General features: G+C 58.1%; 10 protein-coding genes and 4 tRNA genes. 1 reads left to right on the top strand and 13 read right to left on the bottom strand.

Translation table 11 applies throughout. From position 1 onward, the window contains the following. Nucleotides 1-158: 158 nt before the first annotated feature. Together rpoC and rpoB are read right to left on the bottom strand one after the other, a co-directional pair. Nucleotides 159-4,406 carry a DNA-directed RNA polymerase subunit beta' gene (rpoC, locus tag AWB64_RS25285; protein ID WP_060858182.1) on the bottom strand — a complete coding sequence of 1,416 codons (4,248 nt, stop codon included), beginning with the start codon at nucleotides 4,404-4,406 and terminating at the stop codon, nucleotides 159-161. 21 nt (nucleotides 4,407-4,427) lie between these two features. Continuing rightward, nucleotides 4,428-8,534: a DNA-directed RNA polymerase subunit beta gene (gene rpoB, locus AWB64_RS25280; protein WP_060858181.1), complete on the bottom strand. Its 4,107-nt coding sequence runs from the start codon at nucleotides 8,532-8,534 to the stop codon at nucleotides 4,428-4,430. Nucleotides 8,535-8,656: 122 nt separating this feature from the next. Here rpoB and AWB64_RS31700 point away from each other — a divergent pair, with 122 nt between their 5' ends. Then, the gene (locus tag AWB64_RS31700; protein WP_157766698.1) at nucleotides 8,657-8,872 is read left to right on the top strand and encodes a hypothetical protein; all 216 of its coding nucleotides are present in this window, start codon (nucleotides 8,657-8,659) and stop codon (nucleotides 8,870-8,872) included. A gap of 30 nt (nucleotides 8,873-8,902) precedes the next feature. Here the strand turns inward: AWB64_RS31700 and rplL are convergent, their stop codons facing one another. From rplL to AWB64_RS25225, 11 genes are all read right to left on the bottom strand, one after another. Continuing rightward, on the bottom strand, nucleotides 8,903-9,274 hold the full coding sequence (gene rplL, locus AWB64_RS25275; protein WP_060858180.1) for a 50S ribosomal protein L7/L12: 372 nt from the start codon (nucleotides 9,272-9,274) through the stop codon (nucleotides 8,903-8,905). 75 nt (nucleotides 9,275-9,349) lie between these two features. After that, nucleotides 9,350-9,880: a 50S ribosomal protein L10 gene (gene rplJ, locus AWB64_RS25270; protein WP_060858179.1), complete on the bottom strand. Its 531-nt coding sequence runs from the start codon at nucleotides 9,878-9,880 to the stop codon at nucleotides 9,350-9,352. A 299-nt stretch (nucleotides 9,881-10,179) separates the two neighbouring features. Beyond that, nucleotides 10,180-10,875: a 50S ribosomal protein L1 gene (gene rplA, locus AWB64_RS25265; RefSeq protein ID WP_060858178.1), complete on the bottom strand. Its 696-nt coding sequence runs from the start codon at nucleotides 10,873-10,875 to the stop codon at nucleotides 10,180-10,182. Then, nucleotides 10,876-11,307, bottom strand: a complete 432-nt coding sequence (rplK, locus tag AWB64_RS25260) for a 50S ribosomal protein L11 (protein WP_056355388.1) — start codon at nucleotides 11,305-11,307, stop codon at nucleotides 10,876-10,878. A gap of 155 nt (nucleotides 11,308-11,462) precedes the next feature. Then, complete coding sequence (gene nusG, locus AWB64_RS25255) at nucleotides 11,463-12,020, bottom strand: transcription termination/antitermination protein NusG (protein WP_047845328.1); 558 nt, start codon at nucleotides 12,018-12,020, stop codon at nucleotides 11,463-11,465. Between the two features lies 1 nt (nucleotide 12,021). Beyond that, entirely contained in the window at nucleotides 12,022-12,402 is a 381-nt protein-coding gene (gene secE / locus AWB64_RS25250) for a preprotein translocase subunit SecE (RefSeq protein ID WP_056355385.1), read from the bottom strand. A gap of 34 nt (nucleotides 12,403-12,436) precedes the next feature. Continuing rightward, nucleotides 12,437-12,512 (bottom strand) — tRNA-Trp (locus AWB64_RS25245). A 74-nt stretch (nucleotides 12,513-12,586) separates the two neighbouring features. Then, on the bottom strand, nucleotides 12,587-13,777 hold the full coding sequence (gene tuf, locus AWB64_RS25240) for an elongation factor Tu (RefSeq protein ID WP_060858177.1): 1,191 nt from the start codon (nucleotides 13,775-13,777) through the stop codon (nucleotides 12,587-12,589). A 65-nt stretch (nucleotides 13,778-13,842) separates the two neighbouring features. Then, a tRNA-Thr gene (locus tag AWB64_RS25235) sits at nucleotides 13,843-13,917 on the bottom strand. Between the two features lie 12 nt (nucleotides 13,918-13,929). After that, a tRNA-Gly gene (locus AWB64_RS25230) sits at nucleotides 13,930-14,003 on the bottom strand. Between the two features lie 36 nt (nucleotides 14,004-14,039). Further along, nucleotides 14,040-14,125 (bottom strand) — tRNA-Tyr (locus tag AWB64_RS25225). Between the last annotated feature and the right edge of the window lie 171 nt (nucleotides 14,126-14,296).

Genomic DNA, 14,296 nt, shown 5'->3' with positions numbered 1-14,296 from the left:
GAGTGCTCTGATTTTACCAACGTAGAGCGTGCTTAAACGGGCATCGGCCTGACGTTAGCCAATCGGCAGAGCAAAAAAAACCGCCCGGTATGAACCGGGCGGTTTTGGTAACAGCAGAAGGTCGCTTAAGACCGAGCCATAAAGGCCCGACCCCAAACTTATTCCGCCGGATGTTGCTGTTCTGCAGGTGCGACAGGCGCAGCTTCGGGCGTGCCGAAATCGAACGATTCTTCCGCTGCAATCTGGTCGAAACGTTGACGATCGGACAACTCGCGGCTCTTGCGTGCCTTGTGGAACGCGAGACCCGTGCCGGCCGGAATCAGACGGCCCACGATCACGTTTTCCTTCAGACCGCGCAAATCGTCGCGCTTGCCCATGATTGCCGCTTCGGTCAACACGCGCGTCGTTTCCTGGAACGAAGCCGCCGAGATGAACGAATCGGTCGAGAGCGATGCCTTCGTGATACCCAGCAGCACGTTCTCATAGGTCGCGGGGATCTTGCCTTCCGCAGCCATCCGGTCGTTCTCGTCCAGCATGTCCGAACGCTCGACCTGTTCGCCCATGATGAAACGCGTATCGCCGTTGTCGACGATCTGCACACGACGCAACATCTGACGCACGATTACTTCAATGTGCTTGTCGTTGATCTTCACGCCTTGCAGACGGTACACGTCCTGCACTTCGTCCACGATGTAACGCGCCAGCGCCTCGATACCCTGCAAACGCAGGATGTCGTGCGGATCGGCCGGACCGTCAACGATCATTTCGCCCTTGTTGACGACCTGACCATCGTGCACCAGCACCTGCTTTTCCTTAGTGATCAGGAACTCATGCTGTTCCCCTTCCACGTCGGTAATGACGAGACGCTGCTTGCCCTTCGTGTCCTTACCGAACGACGTCGTACCCGTGACTTCCGCCAGAATGCCGGCGTCCTTCGGCGAGCGCGCTTCGAACAGTTCGGCCACGCGCGGCAGACCGCCGGTAATGTCACGCGTCTTCTGCGCTTCAACCGGGATACGTGCAAGCACTTCACCAACCTGCACTTGCTGACCGTCCTTCACGGTGATCAGTGCGCCAACCTGGAAGCCGATCTGCACCGAATGCTCGGTGTTCGGGATCTTGACTTCTTCGCCTTGCGCATCGAGCAGCTTCACTTGCGGACGAACGCTCTTCGACGCTTGCGAACCACGACGCTTCACGTCGATCACGACGAGCGTGGAAAGCCCCGTCACATCGTCGATCTGCTTCGCGACCGTCACGCCTTCCTCGACGTTTTCGAACTTCACCGTACCGCCCCACTCGGTGATGATCGGACGCGTCAGCGGATCCCATTGAGCCAGTTGTGCACCAGCCTTGATCTGCACACCGTCGAGTTGCAGCAACGTTGCGCCGTACGGGATTTTGTGACGTTCACGCTCACGACCGAGGTCGTCGGCAATGATCGCCTCGCCCGAACGCGAGATGACGATCTGCTCGCCCTTCGCATTCGTGACGTAACGCATGGTTGCCGTGAAACGCACCGTGCCGTTCGACTTGGCTTCCACCGACGAAGCAATCGCCGCACGCGACGCCGCACCACCGATGTGGAACGTACGCATGGTCAACTGCGTGCCCGGCTCGCCGATCGACTGCGCAGCGATCACGCCAACCGCTTCGCCGACGTTCACGCGCGAACCACGGCCCAGGTCGCGGCCATAGCACGAAGCGCACAGGCCGTAACGCGTTTCGCAGGTCAACGGCGTGCGCACGCGCACTTCGTCGATACCCAGGCGTTCGATTTCATCGACCGCATCTTCGTCAAGCAGCGAACCCGATTCAAACAGCGTTTCCTGCGTTTCCGGGTTGACGACGTCAGCCACCGCCACGCGACCCAGAATCCGGTCACGCAGAGCTTCGACAACTTCACCGCCTTCAACCAGCGCCTTCATGGCAACGCCGTTGGTCGTGCCGCAATCGTCTTCGACCACGACCAGATCCTGCGTCACGTCAACGAGACGACGCGTCAGGTAACCCGAGTTCGCCGTCTTCAACGCCGTATCCGCCAGGCCTTTACGTGCACCGTGCGTCGAGATGAAGTACTGCAACACGTTCAGGCCTTCACGGAAGTTCGCCGTGATAGGCGTCTCGATAATCGAGCCGTCCGGCTTCGCCATCAGGCCACGCATACCGGCCAACTGACGAATCTGAACCGCCGATCCACGTGCGCCCGAGTCGGCCATCATGTAGATCGAGTTGAACGATTCCTGCTTCGTCTGATTACCGTCGCGGTCGACCACGGGTTCCGTAGCCAACTGCTCCATCATCGCCTTGCCGACCGATTCCGACGTTGCCGACCAGATGTCGACCACGTTGTTGTAGCGCTCTTGCGAGGTGACGAGACCCGACATGTACTGACGGTCGTATTCCTTCACCTTCTTGGCTGCGTCGCCGACGATCTGTTCCTTTTGCGGCGGCACGAGCATGTCGTCGACGCAAATCGAAATACCGGCGCGCGTTGCCAGACGGAAACCCATCTGCATCAATTGGTCAGCAAAGATCACCGTTTCGCGCAGACCGCACTTGCGGAATGCCGTGTTGATCAGGCGCGAAATTTCCTTCTTCTTCAACGGCCGGTTCAGCACCGAGAACGGCAGTCCCGGCGGCAGAATTTCCGAAAGAATCGAACGGCCAATGGTCGTTGCGTACAGCGTGACCTTCGGCACGAACTTCGGTGCGCCTTCGCTCTGATCCGGGTTGTGGATCATTTCCGTGATCCGGACATTCACGCGCGACGCAAGCTCGACTTCCTTGTTTTCGTACGCGCGAATCGCTTCCGACACGCCCGTGAACGTCATGCCTTCGCCCTTGCCATTCACCGCTTCACGCGATGCGTAGTAAAGACCCAGCACAATATCCTGCGACGGCACGATCGACGGATCGCCGTTGGCCGGGAACAGGACGTTGTTCGACGCCAGCATCAGCGTGCGCGCTTCCATCTGCGCTTCGAGCGACAGCGGCACGTGAACGGCCATCTGGTCACCGTCGAAGTCGGCGTTGAACGCCGCGCAAACGAGCGGATGCAGTTGAATCGCCTTGCCTTCGATCAGCACCGGCTCGAACGCCTGAATGCCAAGACGGTGAAGCGTAGGCGCGCGGTTCAGCATGACCGGATGTTCGCGGATCACTTCTTCCAGAATGTCCCACACCACGGCGGTCTGATTCTCGACTTCCTTCTTCGCGGCCTTGATGGTCGTCGCCACGCCCATCACTTCCAGCTTGTTGAAGATGAAAGGCTTGAACAGTTCGAGCGCCATCAGCTTCGGCAGGCCGCACTGATGCAGCTTGAGCGTCGGGCCAACCACGATCACCGAACGGCCGGAATAGTCAACGCGCTTACCGAGCAAGTTCTGACGGAAACGACCGCCCTTACCCTTGATCATGTCGGCGAGCGACTTCAGCGGACGCTTGTTCGCGCCGGTCATTGCTTTACCGCGGCGACCGTTGTCGAGCAGCGAATCGACGGCTTCCTGCAGCATCCGCTTTTCGTTGCGGACGATGATTTCAGGCGCCTTCAGTTCGAGCAGACGCTTCAACCGGTTGTTACGGTTGATCACGCGGCGATACAGGTCGTTCAGGTCCGACGTCGCGAAACGGCCGCCGTCGAGCGGCACGAGCGGACGCAGTTCCGGCGGCAGCACCGGCAGCACCTCCAGCACCATCCAGTCCGGCTTGATGCCCGAACGCTGGAATGCCTCGAGCACTTTCAGGCGCTTCGCGTACTTCTTGATCTTCGCTTCCGAACCCGTGTTCTTGAGTTCGGTGCGCAACAACTCGACCTGTTCGTCGATGTTGATCGCGCGCAGCAATTCCCGCACGCCTTCCGCGCCCATTTCGGCACGGAATTCGTCGCCGTATTCCTCGACCTTGTTGTAGTAATCCTCTTCCGTCATGATCTGCCGCGCTTTCAGCGGCGTCATGCCCGGTTCGATCACCACGTACGCTTCGAAATACAGCACGCGTTCGATGTCGCGCAGCGTCATGTCGAGCACCATGCCCAGACGCGACGGCAACGACTTCAAAAACCAGATGTGCGCAACCGGCGAGGCCAGTTCAATGTGGCCCATCCGTTCGCGGCGCACCTTGGCGAGCGTGACTTCAACGCCGCACTTCTCGCAGATCACGCCGCGATGCTTCAGGCGCTTGTACTTGCCGCACAGGCACTCGTAGTCCTTGATCGGGCCAAAAATCTTGGCGCAGAACAGGCCATCGCGTTCCGGCTTGAATGTCCGGTAGTTGATGGTTTCAGGCTTCTTCACTTCGCCGAAGGACCACGAACGGATCTTGTCCGGCGAGGCCAGACCGATCTTGATCGCGTCAAAAACTTCAGGTTGTTGGACTTGCTTGAATAGATCGAGCAGAGCTTTCATTGCGTCTCTCCAGTAGTCCGATTAGTTCCGGTCCAGGTCGATGTCGATACCGAGCGACCGGATTTCCTTCACCAACACATTGAACGACTCAGGCATGCCGGCGTCGATCACGTGGTCACCCTTGACCAGGTTTTCATACACCTTGGTACGACCGGCCACGTCATCCGACTTGACAGTCAGCATTTCCTGCAGCACGTACGAAGCGCCATATGCCTCGAGCGCCCACACTTCCATCTCACCGAAACGCTGGCCACCGAACTGCGCCTTACCACCCAGCGGCTGCTGTGTGACGAGCGAGTACGGTCCGGTCGAACGGGCGTGCATCTTGTCGTCGACCAGGTGATGCAGTTTCAGGTAGTGCATGTAGCCCACCGTGACCGTCCGTTCGAACGGTTCACCCGTGCGGCCGTCGCTCAACTGCACCTGATTCTTCGACTTCGTCATGCCAAGCTGTTTCGCGATGTCGTCCGGGAACGCCAGATCCAGCGCACGTTCCATTTCGCCTTCCGTCGCGCCGTCGAACACCGGCGTTGCAAAAGGAACGCCTTCGCGCAGGTTCTTCGCCAGTTCGACGATTTCGTCGTCGCTGAAGCTTTCCAGCTCTTCGGCACGGCCCGACTCGTTGTAGATCTTCGTCAGGAATGCACGGAGCTCTTCAACCTTCGCCTGATGCTGCAGCATCTCGCCAATACGCCAGCCCAGACCCTTCGCGGCCCAGCCCAGATGCACTTCGAGAATCTGACCCACGTTCATCCGTGAAGGCACGCCCAGCGGATTCAGCACGACGTCGGCCGGACGGCCGTCGGCCATGTACGGCATGTCTTCGATCGGCACGATCTTCGACACGACACCCTTGTTGCCGTGACGGCCGGCCATCTTGTCGCCCGGCTGCAGGCGACGCTTGACGGCCAGATACACCTTGACCATCTTCAGCACGCCCGGCGGCAGTTCGTCGCCTTGCGTCAGCTTCTTGCGCTTTTCTTCGAACGCCAGGTCGAACTGGTGACGCTTCTGTTCGATGGAATCCTTGATGGCTTCCAGTTGCGCAGCAGCTTCTTCGTCGGCCAGACGGATGTCGAACCAGTGATAGTGATCCAGATCTTCCAGATACGGCAGATCGATCGCCGTGCCCTTCGCCAGCTTCTTCGGTCCGCCGTTCGCGATCTTGCCGTTGAGCATGCGGGCGAGACGCGAGAACGCGTCGCCTTCCACAATGCGCAGCTGATCGTTCAAGTCCAGGCGATAACGCTTCAGTTCGTCATCGATGATCTGCTGTGCACGCTTGTCACGCGTAATACCTTCGCGCGTGAACACCTGCACGTCGATCACCGTTCCGCTCATGCCCGAGGGCACGCGCAGCGACGTATCCTTCACGTCCGACGCCTTCTCGCCGAAAATTGCGCGCAGCAGCTTTTCTTCCGGCGTCAACTGGGTTTCGCCCTTCGGCGTGACCTTGCCGACCAGCACGTCGCCCGCTTCGACTTCAGCGCCGATGTACACAATGCCCGACTCATCGAGACGGCCGAGTTGCACTTCAGCCAGGTTCGAGATGTCGCGCGTGATTTCTTCCGGTCCGAGCTTCGTGTCGCGCGCGACCACATTCAGTTCTTCAATGTGGATCGACGTGTAGCGGTCTTCCGCCACGACCTTCTCCGAGATCAGGATCGAATCCTCGAAGTTGTAGCCGTTCCATGGCATGAACGCGACGAGCATGTTCTGGCCAAGCGCGAGCTCGCCCAGATCGGTCGATGCACCGTCAGCCACCACGTCGCCACGGCCAACCTTGTCGCCGACCTTCACGATCGGACGCTGGTTGATGTTCGTGTTCTGGTTCGAACGCGTGTACTTGATCAGGTTGTAGATGTCCACACCGACTTCGCCGGCGACCGCTTCGTCGTCGTTCACCCGAATCACGATACGGCCGGCATCGACGTAATCCACGATACCGCCGCGGAACGCCTGAACCGTCGTACCCGAGTCGACCGCCACGGTACGTTCAATACCCGTACCGACCACAGCCTTTTCCGGACGCAGGCAAGGCACTGCCTGACGCTGCATGTTCGAGCCCATCAATGCGCGGTTCGCGTCATCGTGTTCAAGGAACGGAATCAGCGAAGCCGCCACCGACACGATCTGCGACGGCGCCACGTCCATGTACTGGATGCGGTCAGGCGTCACCATCAGCGTTTCGCCCGCTTCACGCGACGAAACCAGTTCGTCGGTCAGCGTGCCGCCTTCGCCCAGCGACGCGTTCGCCTGAGCGATCACGTAACGACCCTCTTCGATTGCCGACAGGTAATCGATCTGATCGGTTACCTTGCCGTCCACCACTTTCCGATACGGCGTCTCGAGGAAACCGTACTCGTTCAAGTGCGCGTACAGCGCGAGCGAGTTGATCAGCCCGATGTTCGGACCTTCCGGCGTTTCAATCGGGCACACGCGGCCGTAGTGAGTCGGGTGCACGTCGCGGACTTCAAAGCCTGCGCGTTCACGCGTCAAACCGCCCGGTCCAAGAGCCGAAACACGGCGCTTGTGCGTGATTTCCGACAGCGGATTCGTCTGGTCCATAAACTGCGACAACTGCGACGAACCAAAGAACTCGCGGATGGCAGACGAAATCGGCTTCGAATTGATCAGGTCGTGCGGCATCAGGTTTTCGCTTTCAGCCTGACCCAGACGTTCCTTCACAGCCCGTTCCACGCGCACTAGGCCGGCGCGGAACTGGTTCTCAGCCAATTCACCGACGCAACGCACACGGCGATTGCCCAAGTGATCGATGTCATCGACTTCGCCCTTGCCGTTACGCAGCTCGACCAGAATCTTGATGGTCGCGAGGATGTCCTCGTCCTGCAGCGTCATCGGACCGACGATTTCGTCACGGCCCACCCGGCGATTGAACTTCATACGACCCACCTTCGACAGGTCGTACGCGTCTTCGCTATAGAACAGGCGGTTGAAGAGCGCCTCGACGGCTTCTTCCGTCGGCGGTTCGCCCGGACGCATCATGCGGTAAATCGCGATACGCGCGGCCATGCGGTCAGCCGTTTCGTCGATACGCAGCGTCGACGAGATGTACGGACCTTGATCCAGATCGTTCGTGTAGAGCGTCTGTATGTCCTTGACCTTCGACTCGCGCAGCTTTTCGAGCACGGTTTCGGTGATTTCGTCGTTGGCGTTCGCGATCACTTCGCCCGTCTCGCCGTCCACGACGTTCTTTGCCAGCACGCGGCCAAGCAAATAGTCTTCGGGAACCGAGATGAACTTCGTCTTCGCGGCTTCGAGGTCGCGAATGTGCTTTGCGTTGATCCGCTTGTCCTTCTGGACGATGACGTTGCCTTCGCGATCCTGGATGTCGAAGCGCGCAACTTCACCGCGCAGACGCTCCGGCACGAATTCCATTTGCGCGCCTTCGGCCATCAGCGCGAAGTTATCGAATACGAAGAAGTTCGCGAGGATCTGTTCCGGCGTCAGGCCGATGGCCTTCAGCAGGATTGTCACCGGCATTTTCCGGCGACGGTCGACGCGGAAATACAGCACGTCCTTCGGATCGAATTCGAAGTCGAGCCACGAACCGCGGTAAGGAATGATACGAGCCGAGAAAAGCAGCTTGCCCGAGCTGTGCGTCTTGCCCTTGTCGTGCTCGAAAAACACGCCAGGCGAACGATGCAACTGGGACACGATCACGCGTTCCGTGCCGTTGATGACGAACGAACCGGTCGGCGTCATGAGCGGCATTTCGCCCATGTAGACTTCCTGCTCCTTCACTTCCTTGACGACCGGCTTGCTCGGCGATTCCTTGTCGAGCAGCACCAGGCGCACCTTCGCGCGCAAGGCGGAGCAGTACGTCAAACCGCGCTGCTGACATTCCTTGATGTTGAATGCCGGCGGCGAGAGCATGTAGCTTACGAACTCGAGACGCGCGAACCCGTTGTGCGAAACGATCGGAAACACCGACGAAAACGCTGCTTGCAACCCTTCCGCTTTACGCTGTGTTGCGCTGGTGGTCTCTTGCAGAAAGGTGCTGAATGATTCAAGCTGGGTGGCCAGCAGAAAGGGAACCTGGTGAACGATGGGGCGTTTCGCGAAACTCTTGCGAATACGCTTCTTCTCGGTGAAGGAATATTGCATACGATCTCCGAATCACGGCGGGCGTTGCCGAGGCGGGATACCTCGATGACACGACCCGGTGTTCACCGACTGAGACTCGTCATACGTCCGGGGAGGGACGAACGAGCCTAGAAGCTTGGTGGTTGGCCGCTACCAACCGCTGGCTGACGGCAGCGGATGCCTATGTTTCCCGCTACCCGACCAAACTTGCCTTCTGCAGTCGCTTCAGAAGACAAAGAAAAGAATCGGCAAAATCACTCCAGCCGATATTTTTCTTTGGCTTCTATGTGGTCATTGTTGCCGAAACCAACGACTCAAAACATAGTCCCCACAAAGCAGAAAAAGGCCGGCGGTCATAGACCGCCAGCCTTAGCAAAGCGCAGCCGAACTTACTTGATTTCAGCCTTCGCGCCTGCTTCTTCCAGCTTCTTCTTCGCTTCTTCAGCAGCAGCTTTCGGTACCGATTCCTTAACAGCCTTCGGTGCGCCGTCAACCAGGTCCTTCGCTTCCTTCAGGCCGAGACCCGTCAGTTCACGAACTGCCTTAATGACCGATACCTTGTTCGCGCCCACTTCAACCAGGTTCACGGTGAACTCGGTTTGCTCTTCAGCAGCAGCGGCGCCAGCACCAGCGGGGCCAGCAACAGCGACAGCAGCAGCCGACACGCCAAACTTTTCTTCGAACGCCTTGACCAGCTCGTTCAATTCCAGAACCGACATCGAGCTTACTGCTTCGAGGATGTCATCTTTTGCGATTGCCATTTGAAATACTCCTAAATTGAATTCGGATACAGCCAGCGATCTTGTAAGCCTAACCAGGCAACCAAGCGCGATACGTTAAGCAGCAACTTCCGGTTGCGCTTCAGCCGGAGCTTCTGCGCCGCCGCCCTTCTTCTCGGCAAGCGCGGCCAAGGCGCGCGCGAAGCCAGAAACAGGAGCTTGCATGACGTACAACAACTTGGAGAGCAGTTCTTCGCGGCTCGGGATGTTGGCGAGTGCTTGCACAGCCGCCTTGTCCATCACATTGCCTTCGTAGGAACCGGCCTTGATGATCAACTTGTCATTGGTTTTGCCGAAGTCGTTTACAACCTTGGCAGCCGCAATTGCATCTTCAGAGATGCCGTAGATCAGAGGACCAGTCATCTGCTCGGCCAGCGGAGCGAACGGCGTACCTTCCACGGCGCGGCGCGCCAACGTGTTTTTCAACACGCGGAGATACACTTGTTGCTCGCGAGCCTTTGCGCGCAGCTTGGTCAGATCGCCAACCGCAATTCCACGATACTCAGCGAGCACCATCGTCTGGGCCTTCGCGACTTGCGCGGCGACTTCAGCGACAACTGCCTGCTTGTCTTCTTTGTTCAGTGGCACGGTTAAACCTCCAGATTCGACACGCCAACTTAGCGCATCGCGTTCAACAACGGCGTCCGACCTGTCAGGAGTATTTCGATCAGCCAGTGCGCATCTCACAACACGCGACAACCGATTTCAACCACACCAAAACTGTTACGGGTTCGCCATCTGCGTTGGCTTGCATTAAGGTCACGCCCAACTGCTGCGCTTCCGCCAACGGTCTTTGACAACCGGTTGCGCGCTCAACTGCAGCTTGCAACCGCCCAAAGCCCTTAACATGGGTTCACACTTTAATGCGTGAACCCATGCATGATTCTTTACTGCGAGAGCGTTGCGTGATCGACACGCACACCAACACCCATGGTGCTCGACAATGCGATCTTGCGCAGATAAACGCCCTTGCTGGTCGCCGGCTTGGCCTTTTGCAAGGCTTCCACCAGTGCCGACAAATTCTGACGCAACGACGCCGGCTCAAACGATGCACGGCCGATGGTTGCGTGGATGATCCCGCCTTTGTCGACGCGGAACTGAACTTGACCAGCCTTTGCGTTGCGCACTGCTTGAGCAACGTCGGCGGTCACAGTACCGACTTTCGGATTCGGCATCAGGCCGCGTGGGCCGAGAATCTGGCCGAGCGTACCGACAACGCGCATCGTGTCCGGCGAAGCGATCACAACGTCGAAATTCAGATTACCAGCCTTGACTTGTTCAGCCAGGTCTTCCATACCCACCACTTCTGCACCCGCTGCACGAGCTTGCTCAGCCTTTTCGCCTTGCGCAAACACAGCAACGCGAACCGACTTGCCGGTACCAGCAGGCAACACGACCGAACCGCGAACCACTTGATCCGACTTTTTCGCGTCGATGCCGAGTTGCACAGCCACGTCGATGGATTCATCGAACTTGGCGCTTGCGCATTCCTTCACGATCGACAGAGCGTCGTCGATCGGGTACAGCTTCATCCGGTCTACCTTGGTAGCGAGCGCTTGCAGGCGCTTAGAAAGCTTAGCCATTTACACGCCCTCCACGGTGATGCCCATTGAACGGGCGCTGCCTGCGATCGTACGGACCGCTGCATCCAGATCCGCTGCCGTAAGGTCAGGCATCTTGGTCTTTGCGATTTCTTCAGCTTGCGCGCGCGTGATATTGCCGACCTTGTCGACGTGCGGCTTCGGCGAACCCTTCTGGATGGCCGCAGCCTTCTTGATCAGAACGGTAGCCGGCGGCGTCTTCATGATGAACGTGAAGCTCTTGTCCGCGAATGCCGTAATAACCACCGGCACGGGCAGACCCGGCTCCATCGCTTGAGTCTGCGCGTTAAACGCCTTGCAGAACTCCATGATGTTCAGGCCGCGCTGGCCCAGTGCCGGACCAACCGGCGGTGACGGATTGGCTTTACCTGCAGGAATCTGCAGTTTGATAAAGCCGATGATTTTCTTTGCCATGTTGAAAACCTCTGCAGAACGCGTTAGCGTTCGGTGAGTGATAACGCGCGCTCGCCAAAATGGCTACTGACGCTCCTCAACAGTCATATGCGGACTGTAAGCGCGAACCGCGCTACGAAGTTCACACTTCGAGCGCGGCGAACTACGAATACTCGTTAAACCTTTTCTACCTGACCGAACTCAAGCTCTACGGGGGTTGAACGTCCGAAAATCGTTACGGATACACGAACCCGCGATTTTTCGTAGTTCACTTCTTCGACGTTGCCGTTGAAGTCCGTGAACGGGCCTTCCTTGACCCGCACCATCTCGCCTACTTCGAACAGGGTCTTCGGGCGCGGCTTTTCCACGCCTTCTTGCATCTGCGACATGATCTTTTCCACTTCACGCGGAGAGATCGGGCTCGGACGATTACGCGCCCCGCCGACAAAACCCGTCACTTTAGCCGTATTTTTTACCAAGTGCCAGGTTTCGTCCGTCATTTCCATTTCCACGAGCACATAGCCCGGAAAAAAACGACGCTCAGTCACAGATTTATGACCACCTTTCACTTCTACAACTTCTTCGGTCGGAACGAGAATTTGACCAAATTGATCCTGCATGCCGGCGCGGTCGATGCGCTCTTGAAGCGCGCGTTGCACGCTTTTCTCCATGCCGGAGTAGGCGTGCACGACGTACCAACGTTTTCCGCTAGGTGATGCCGGTGCTTCGCTCATATCATCTCCAACCCAGAATTACCGAGAATATCACCCACTCGATCGACTTATCGCTAAGCCACAAGAAGATTGCCATGACGAGTACAAACGCAAAGACCACCAATGTGGTTTGCGTGGCTTCCTTGCGCGTCGGCCACACCACCTTGCGGACTTCTTTGTACGAATCTTTGGCAAAGGCGATAAAACCTTTTCCCGGTGCGGAGAGAAGACCGACCGCGACACCCGCGATCAAGCCGACAGCAAGCGCGGCGCCGCGAACGTACCACTCCTGGCCACTCAGCCAGAAGAAACCTACGAACCCGGCCAAGACCAACAATACGCCCGCGGTCAACATCAACTTGTCGCCGGAAGTATTTACAGTTTCGACGGAAGGATTCGCCATAACACCTTAAACAGCGCCCGGAGACGCAAGATTGTGGCAGGGGCAGAGGGAATCGAACCCCCAACCTTCGGTTTTGGAGACCGACGCTCTGCCAGTTGAGCTATACCCCTAAACCAGTTGGGGTCAGCAATTTCGCTAACCCCGAAAACTACAGACTATCGAGCAATTTCTGGCGTTGCTCGACTTACTCGAGAACCTTGGCCACGACACCGGCGCCGACGGTACGACCGCCTTCACGGATAGCGAAGCGCAGGCCTTCTTCCATGGCGATCGGTGCAATCAGCTTCACCGTGATCGACACGTTGTCGCCCGGCATCACCATTTCCTTGTCCTTCGGCAACTCGATCGATCCCGTCACGTCCGTGGTACGGAAGTAGAACTGCGGGCGATAGTTGTTGAAGAACGGCGTATGACGGCCGCCTTCGTCCTTGCTCAACACATACACTTCAGCCGTGAAGTGCGTGTGCGGCGTGATCGAACCCGGCTTGGCCAGCACTTGACCACGCTCCACGTCTTCACGCTTCGTGCCGCGCAACAGAATACCCACGTTGTCGCCCGCCTGACCTTGGTCCAGCAGCTTGCGGAACATTTCCACGCCCGTGCACGTCGTCTTCACCGTCGGCTTGATACCGATGATTTCGATTTCCTCGCCCACCTTCACCACGCCACGCTCGATACGGCCCGTCACCACCGTGCCGCGACCCGAGATCGAGAACACGTCTTCCACCGGCATCAGGAACGTACCGTCAACTGCGCGCTCCGGCGTCGGGATGTACGTGTCCAGCGCGTTGGCCAGGTTCAGAATCGCCACTTCACCCAGCTCGCCCGTGTCGCCTTCCAGCGCCAGCTTGGCCGAACCCTTGATGATCGGCGTGTCGTCGCCCGGGAAGTCGTACTTCGACAGAAGCTCGCGCACTTCCATTTCCACCAGTTCCAGCAACTCGGCGTCGTCAACCATGTCGCACTTGTTCAGGAACACGATGATGTACGGCACGCCAACCTGACGGGCCAACAGGATGTGCTCACGCGTTTGCGGCATCGGGCCGTCCGCGGCCGAACACACCAGGATTGCGCCGTCCATCTGCGCTGCACCTGTAATCATGTTCTTCACATAGTCGGCGTGACCCGGGCAGTCAACGTGCGCGTAGTGACGGTTCTGCGTTTCGTACTCGACGTGCGCTGTGTTGATCGTGATACCACGTGCCTTTTCTTCCGGCGCCGCGTCGATCTGGTCATATGCCTTCGCTTCGCCGCCGAACTTCTTCGACAACACCGTCGCGATCGCTGCCGTCAGCGTGGTCTTGCCGTGGTCGACGTGACCAATCGTGCCTACATTGACGTGCGGCTTGGTCCGTTCGAATTTACCTTTTGCCATTTTCGACTCCTAACAGGAATTTTTCCGTACCTTGCGCCGCGCGCAAACAGTGTGGACGATGTTACTGGTGCCCATGAGCAGGATCGAACTGCTGACCTCTCCCTTACCAAGGGAGTGCTCTACCACTGAGCCACATGGGCGGACCTTGATGCTGGAGCGGGTGAAGGGAATCGAACCCTCGTCATAAGCTTGGAAGGCTTCTGCTCTACCATTGAGCTACACCCGCTTGGGTCTAACGATTCCCGACGCTTGCTACTTGTTCTGGTGGAGGAGGTTGGATTCGAACCAACGTAGGCGTAAGCCAACAGATTTACAGTCTGCCCCCTTTAGCCACTCGGGCACCCCTCCGCAGAGAACTGACGATTGTGAGGCAAGCCGTGTGCTTTGTCAAGCTTACAACAGATGCCGCATTTCGACCTCTCTCACTTATACAGGCGAACCGTAAACGCAAAAACCCCACCGAGTTGGGTGGGGTTTTTGCGTTTATGCTGAGTGTATTTCAGCGAATGGGGAGCCTGA

Origin of the sequence: Caballeronia sordidicola, from assembly GCF_001544455.2 — a bacterium.
Classification (GTDB): Bacteria; Pseudomonadota; Gammaproteobacteria; order Burkholderiales; family Burkholderiaceae; genus Caballeronia; species Caballeronia sordidicola.
The sequence above is the reverse complement of the archived record's forward strand: the minus strand, read 5'-3'. Positions and strand labels throughout refer to the sequence as shown.

Excerpts from the sequence above, each read along its gene's own strand:
- tuf (WP_060858177.1), bottom strand. The coding sequence starts at position 13,777 with ATGGCAAAAGGTAAATTCGAACGGACCAAGCCGCACGTCAATGTAGGC.
- rpoC (WP_060858182.1), bottom strand. The coding sequence starts at position 4,406 with ATGAAAGCTCTGCTCGATCTATTCAAGCAAGTCCAACAACCTGAAGTT.
- nusG (WP_047845328.1), bottom strand. The coding sequence starts at position 12,020 with ATGAGCGAAGCACCGGCATCACCTAGCGGAAAACGTTGGTACGTCGTG.
- secE (WP_056355385.1), bottom strand. The coding sequence starts at position 12,402 with ATGGCGAATCCTTCCGTCGAAACTGTAAATACTTCCGGCGACAAGTTG.
- rplK (WP_056355388.1), bottom strand. The coding sequence starts at position 11,307 with ATGGCAAAGAAAATCATCGGCTTTATCAAACTGCAGATTCCTGCAGGT.
- rplL (WP_060858180.1), bottom strand. The coding sequence starts at position 9,274 with ATGGCAATCGCAAAAGATGACATCCTCGAAGCAGTAAGCTCGATGTCG.
- rplA (WP_060858178.1), bottom strand. The coding sequence starts at position 10,875 with ATGGCTAAGCTTTCTAAGCGCCTGCAAGCGCTCGCTACCAAGGTAGAC.
- rpoB (WP_060858181.1), bottom strand. The coding sequence starts at position 8,534 with ATGCAATATTCCTTCACCGAGAAGAAGCGTATTCGCAAGAGTTTCGCG.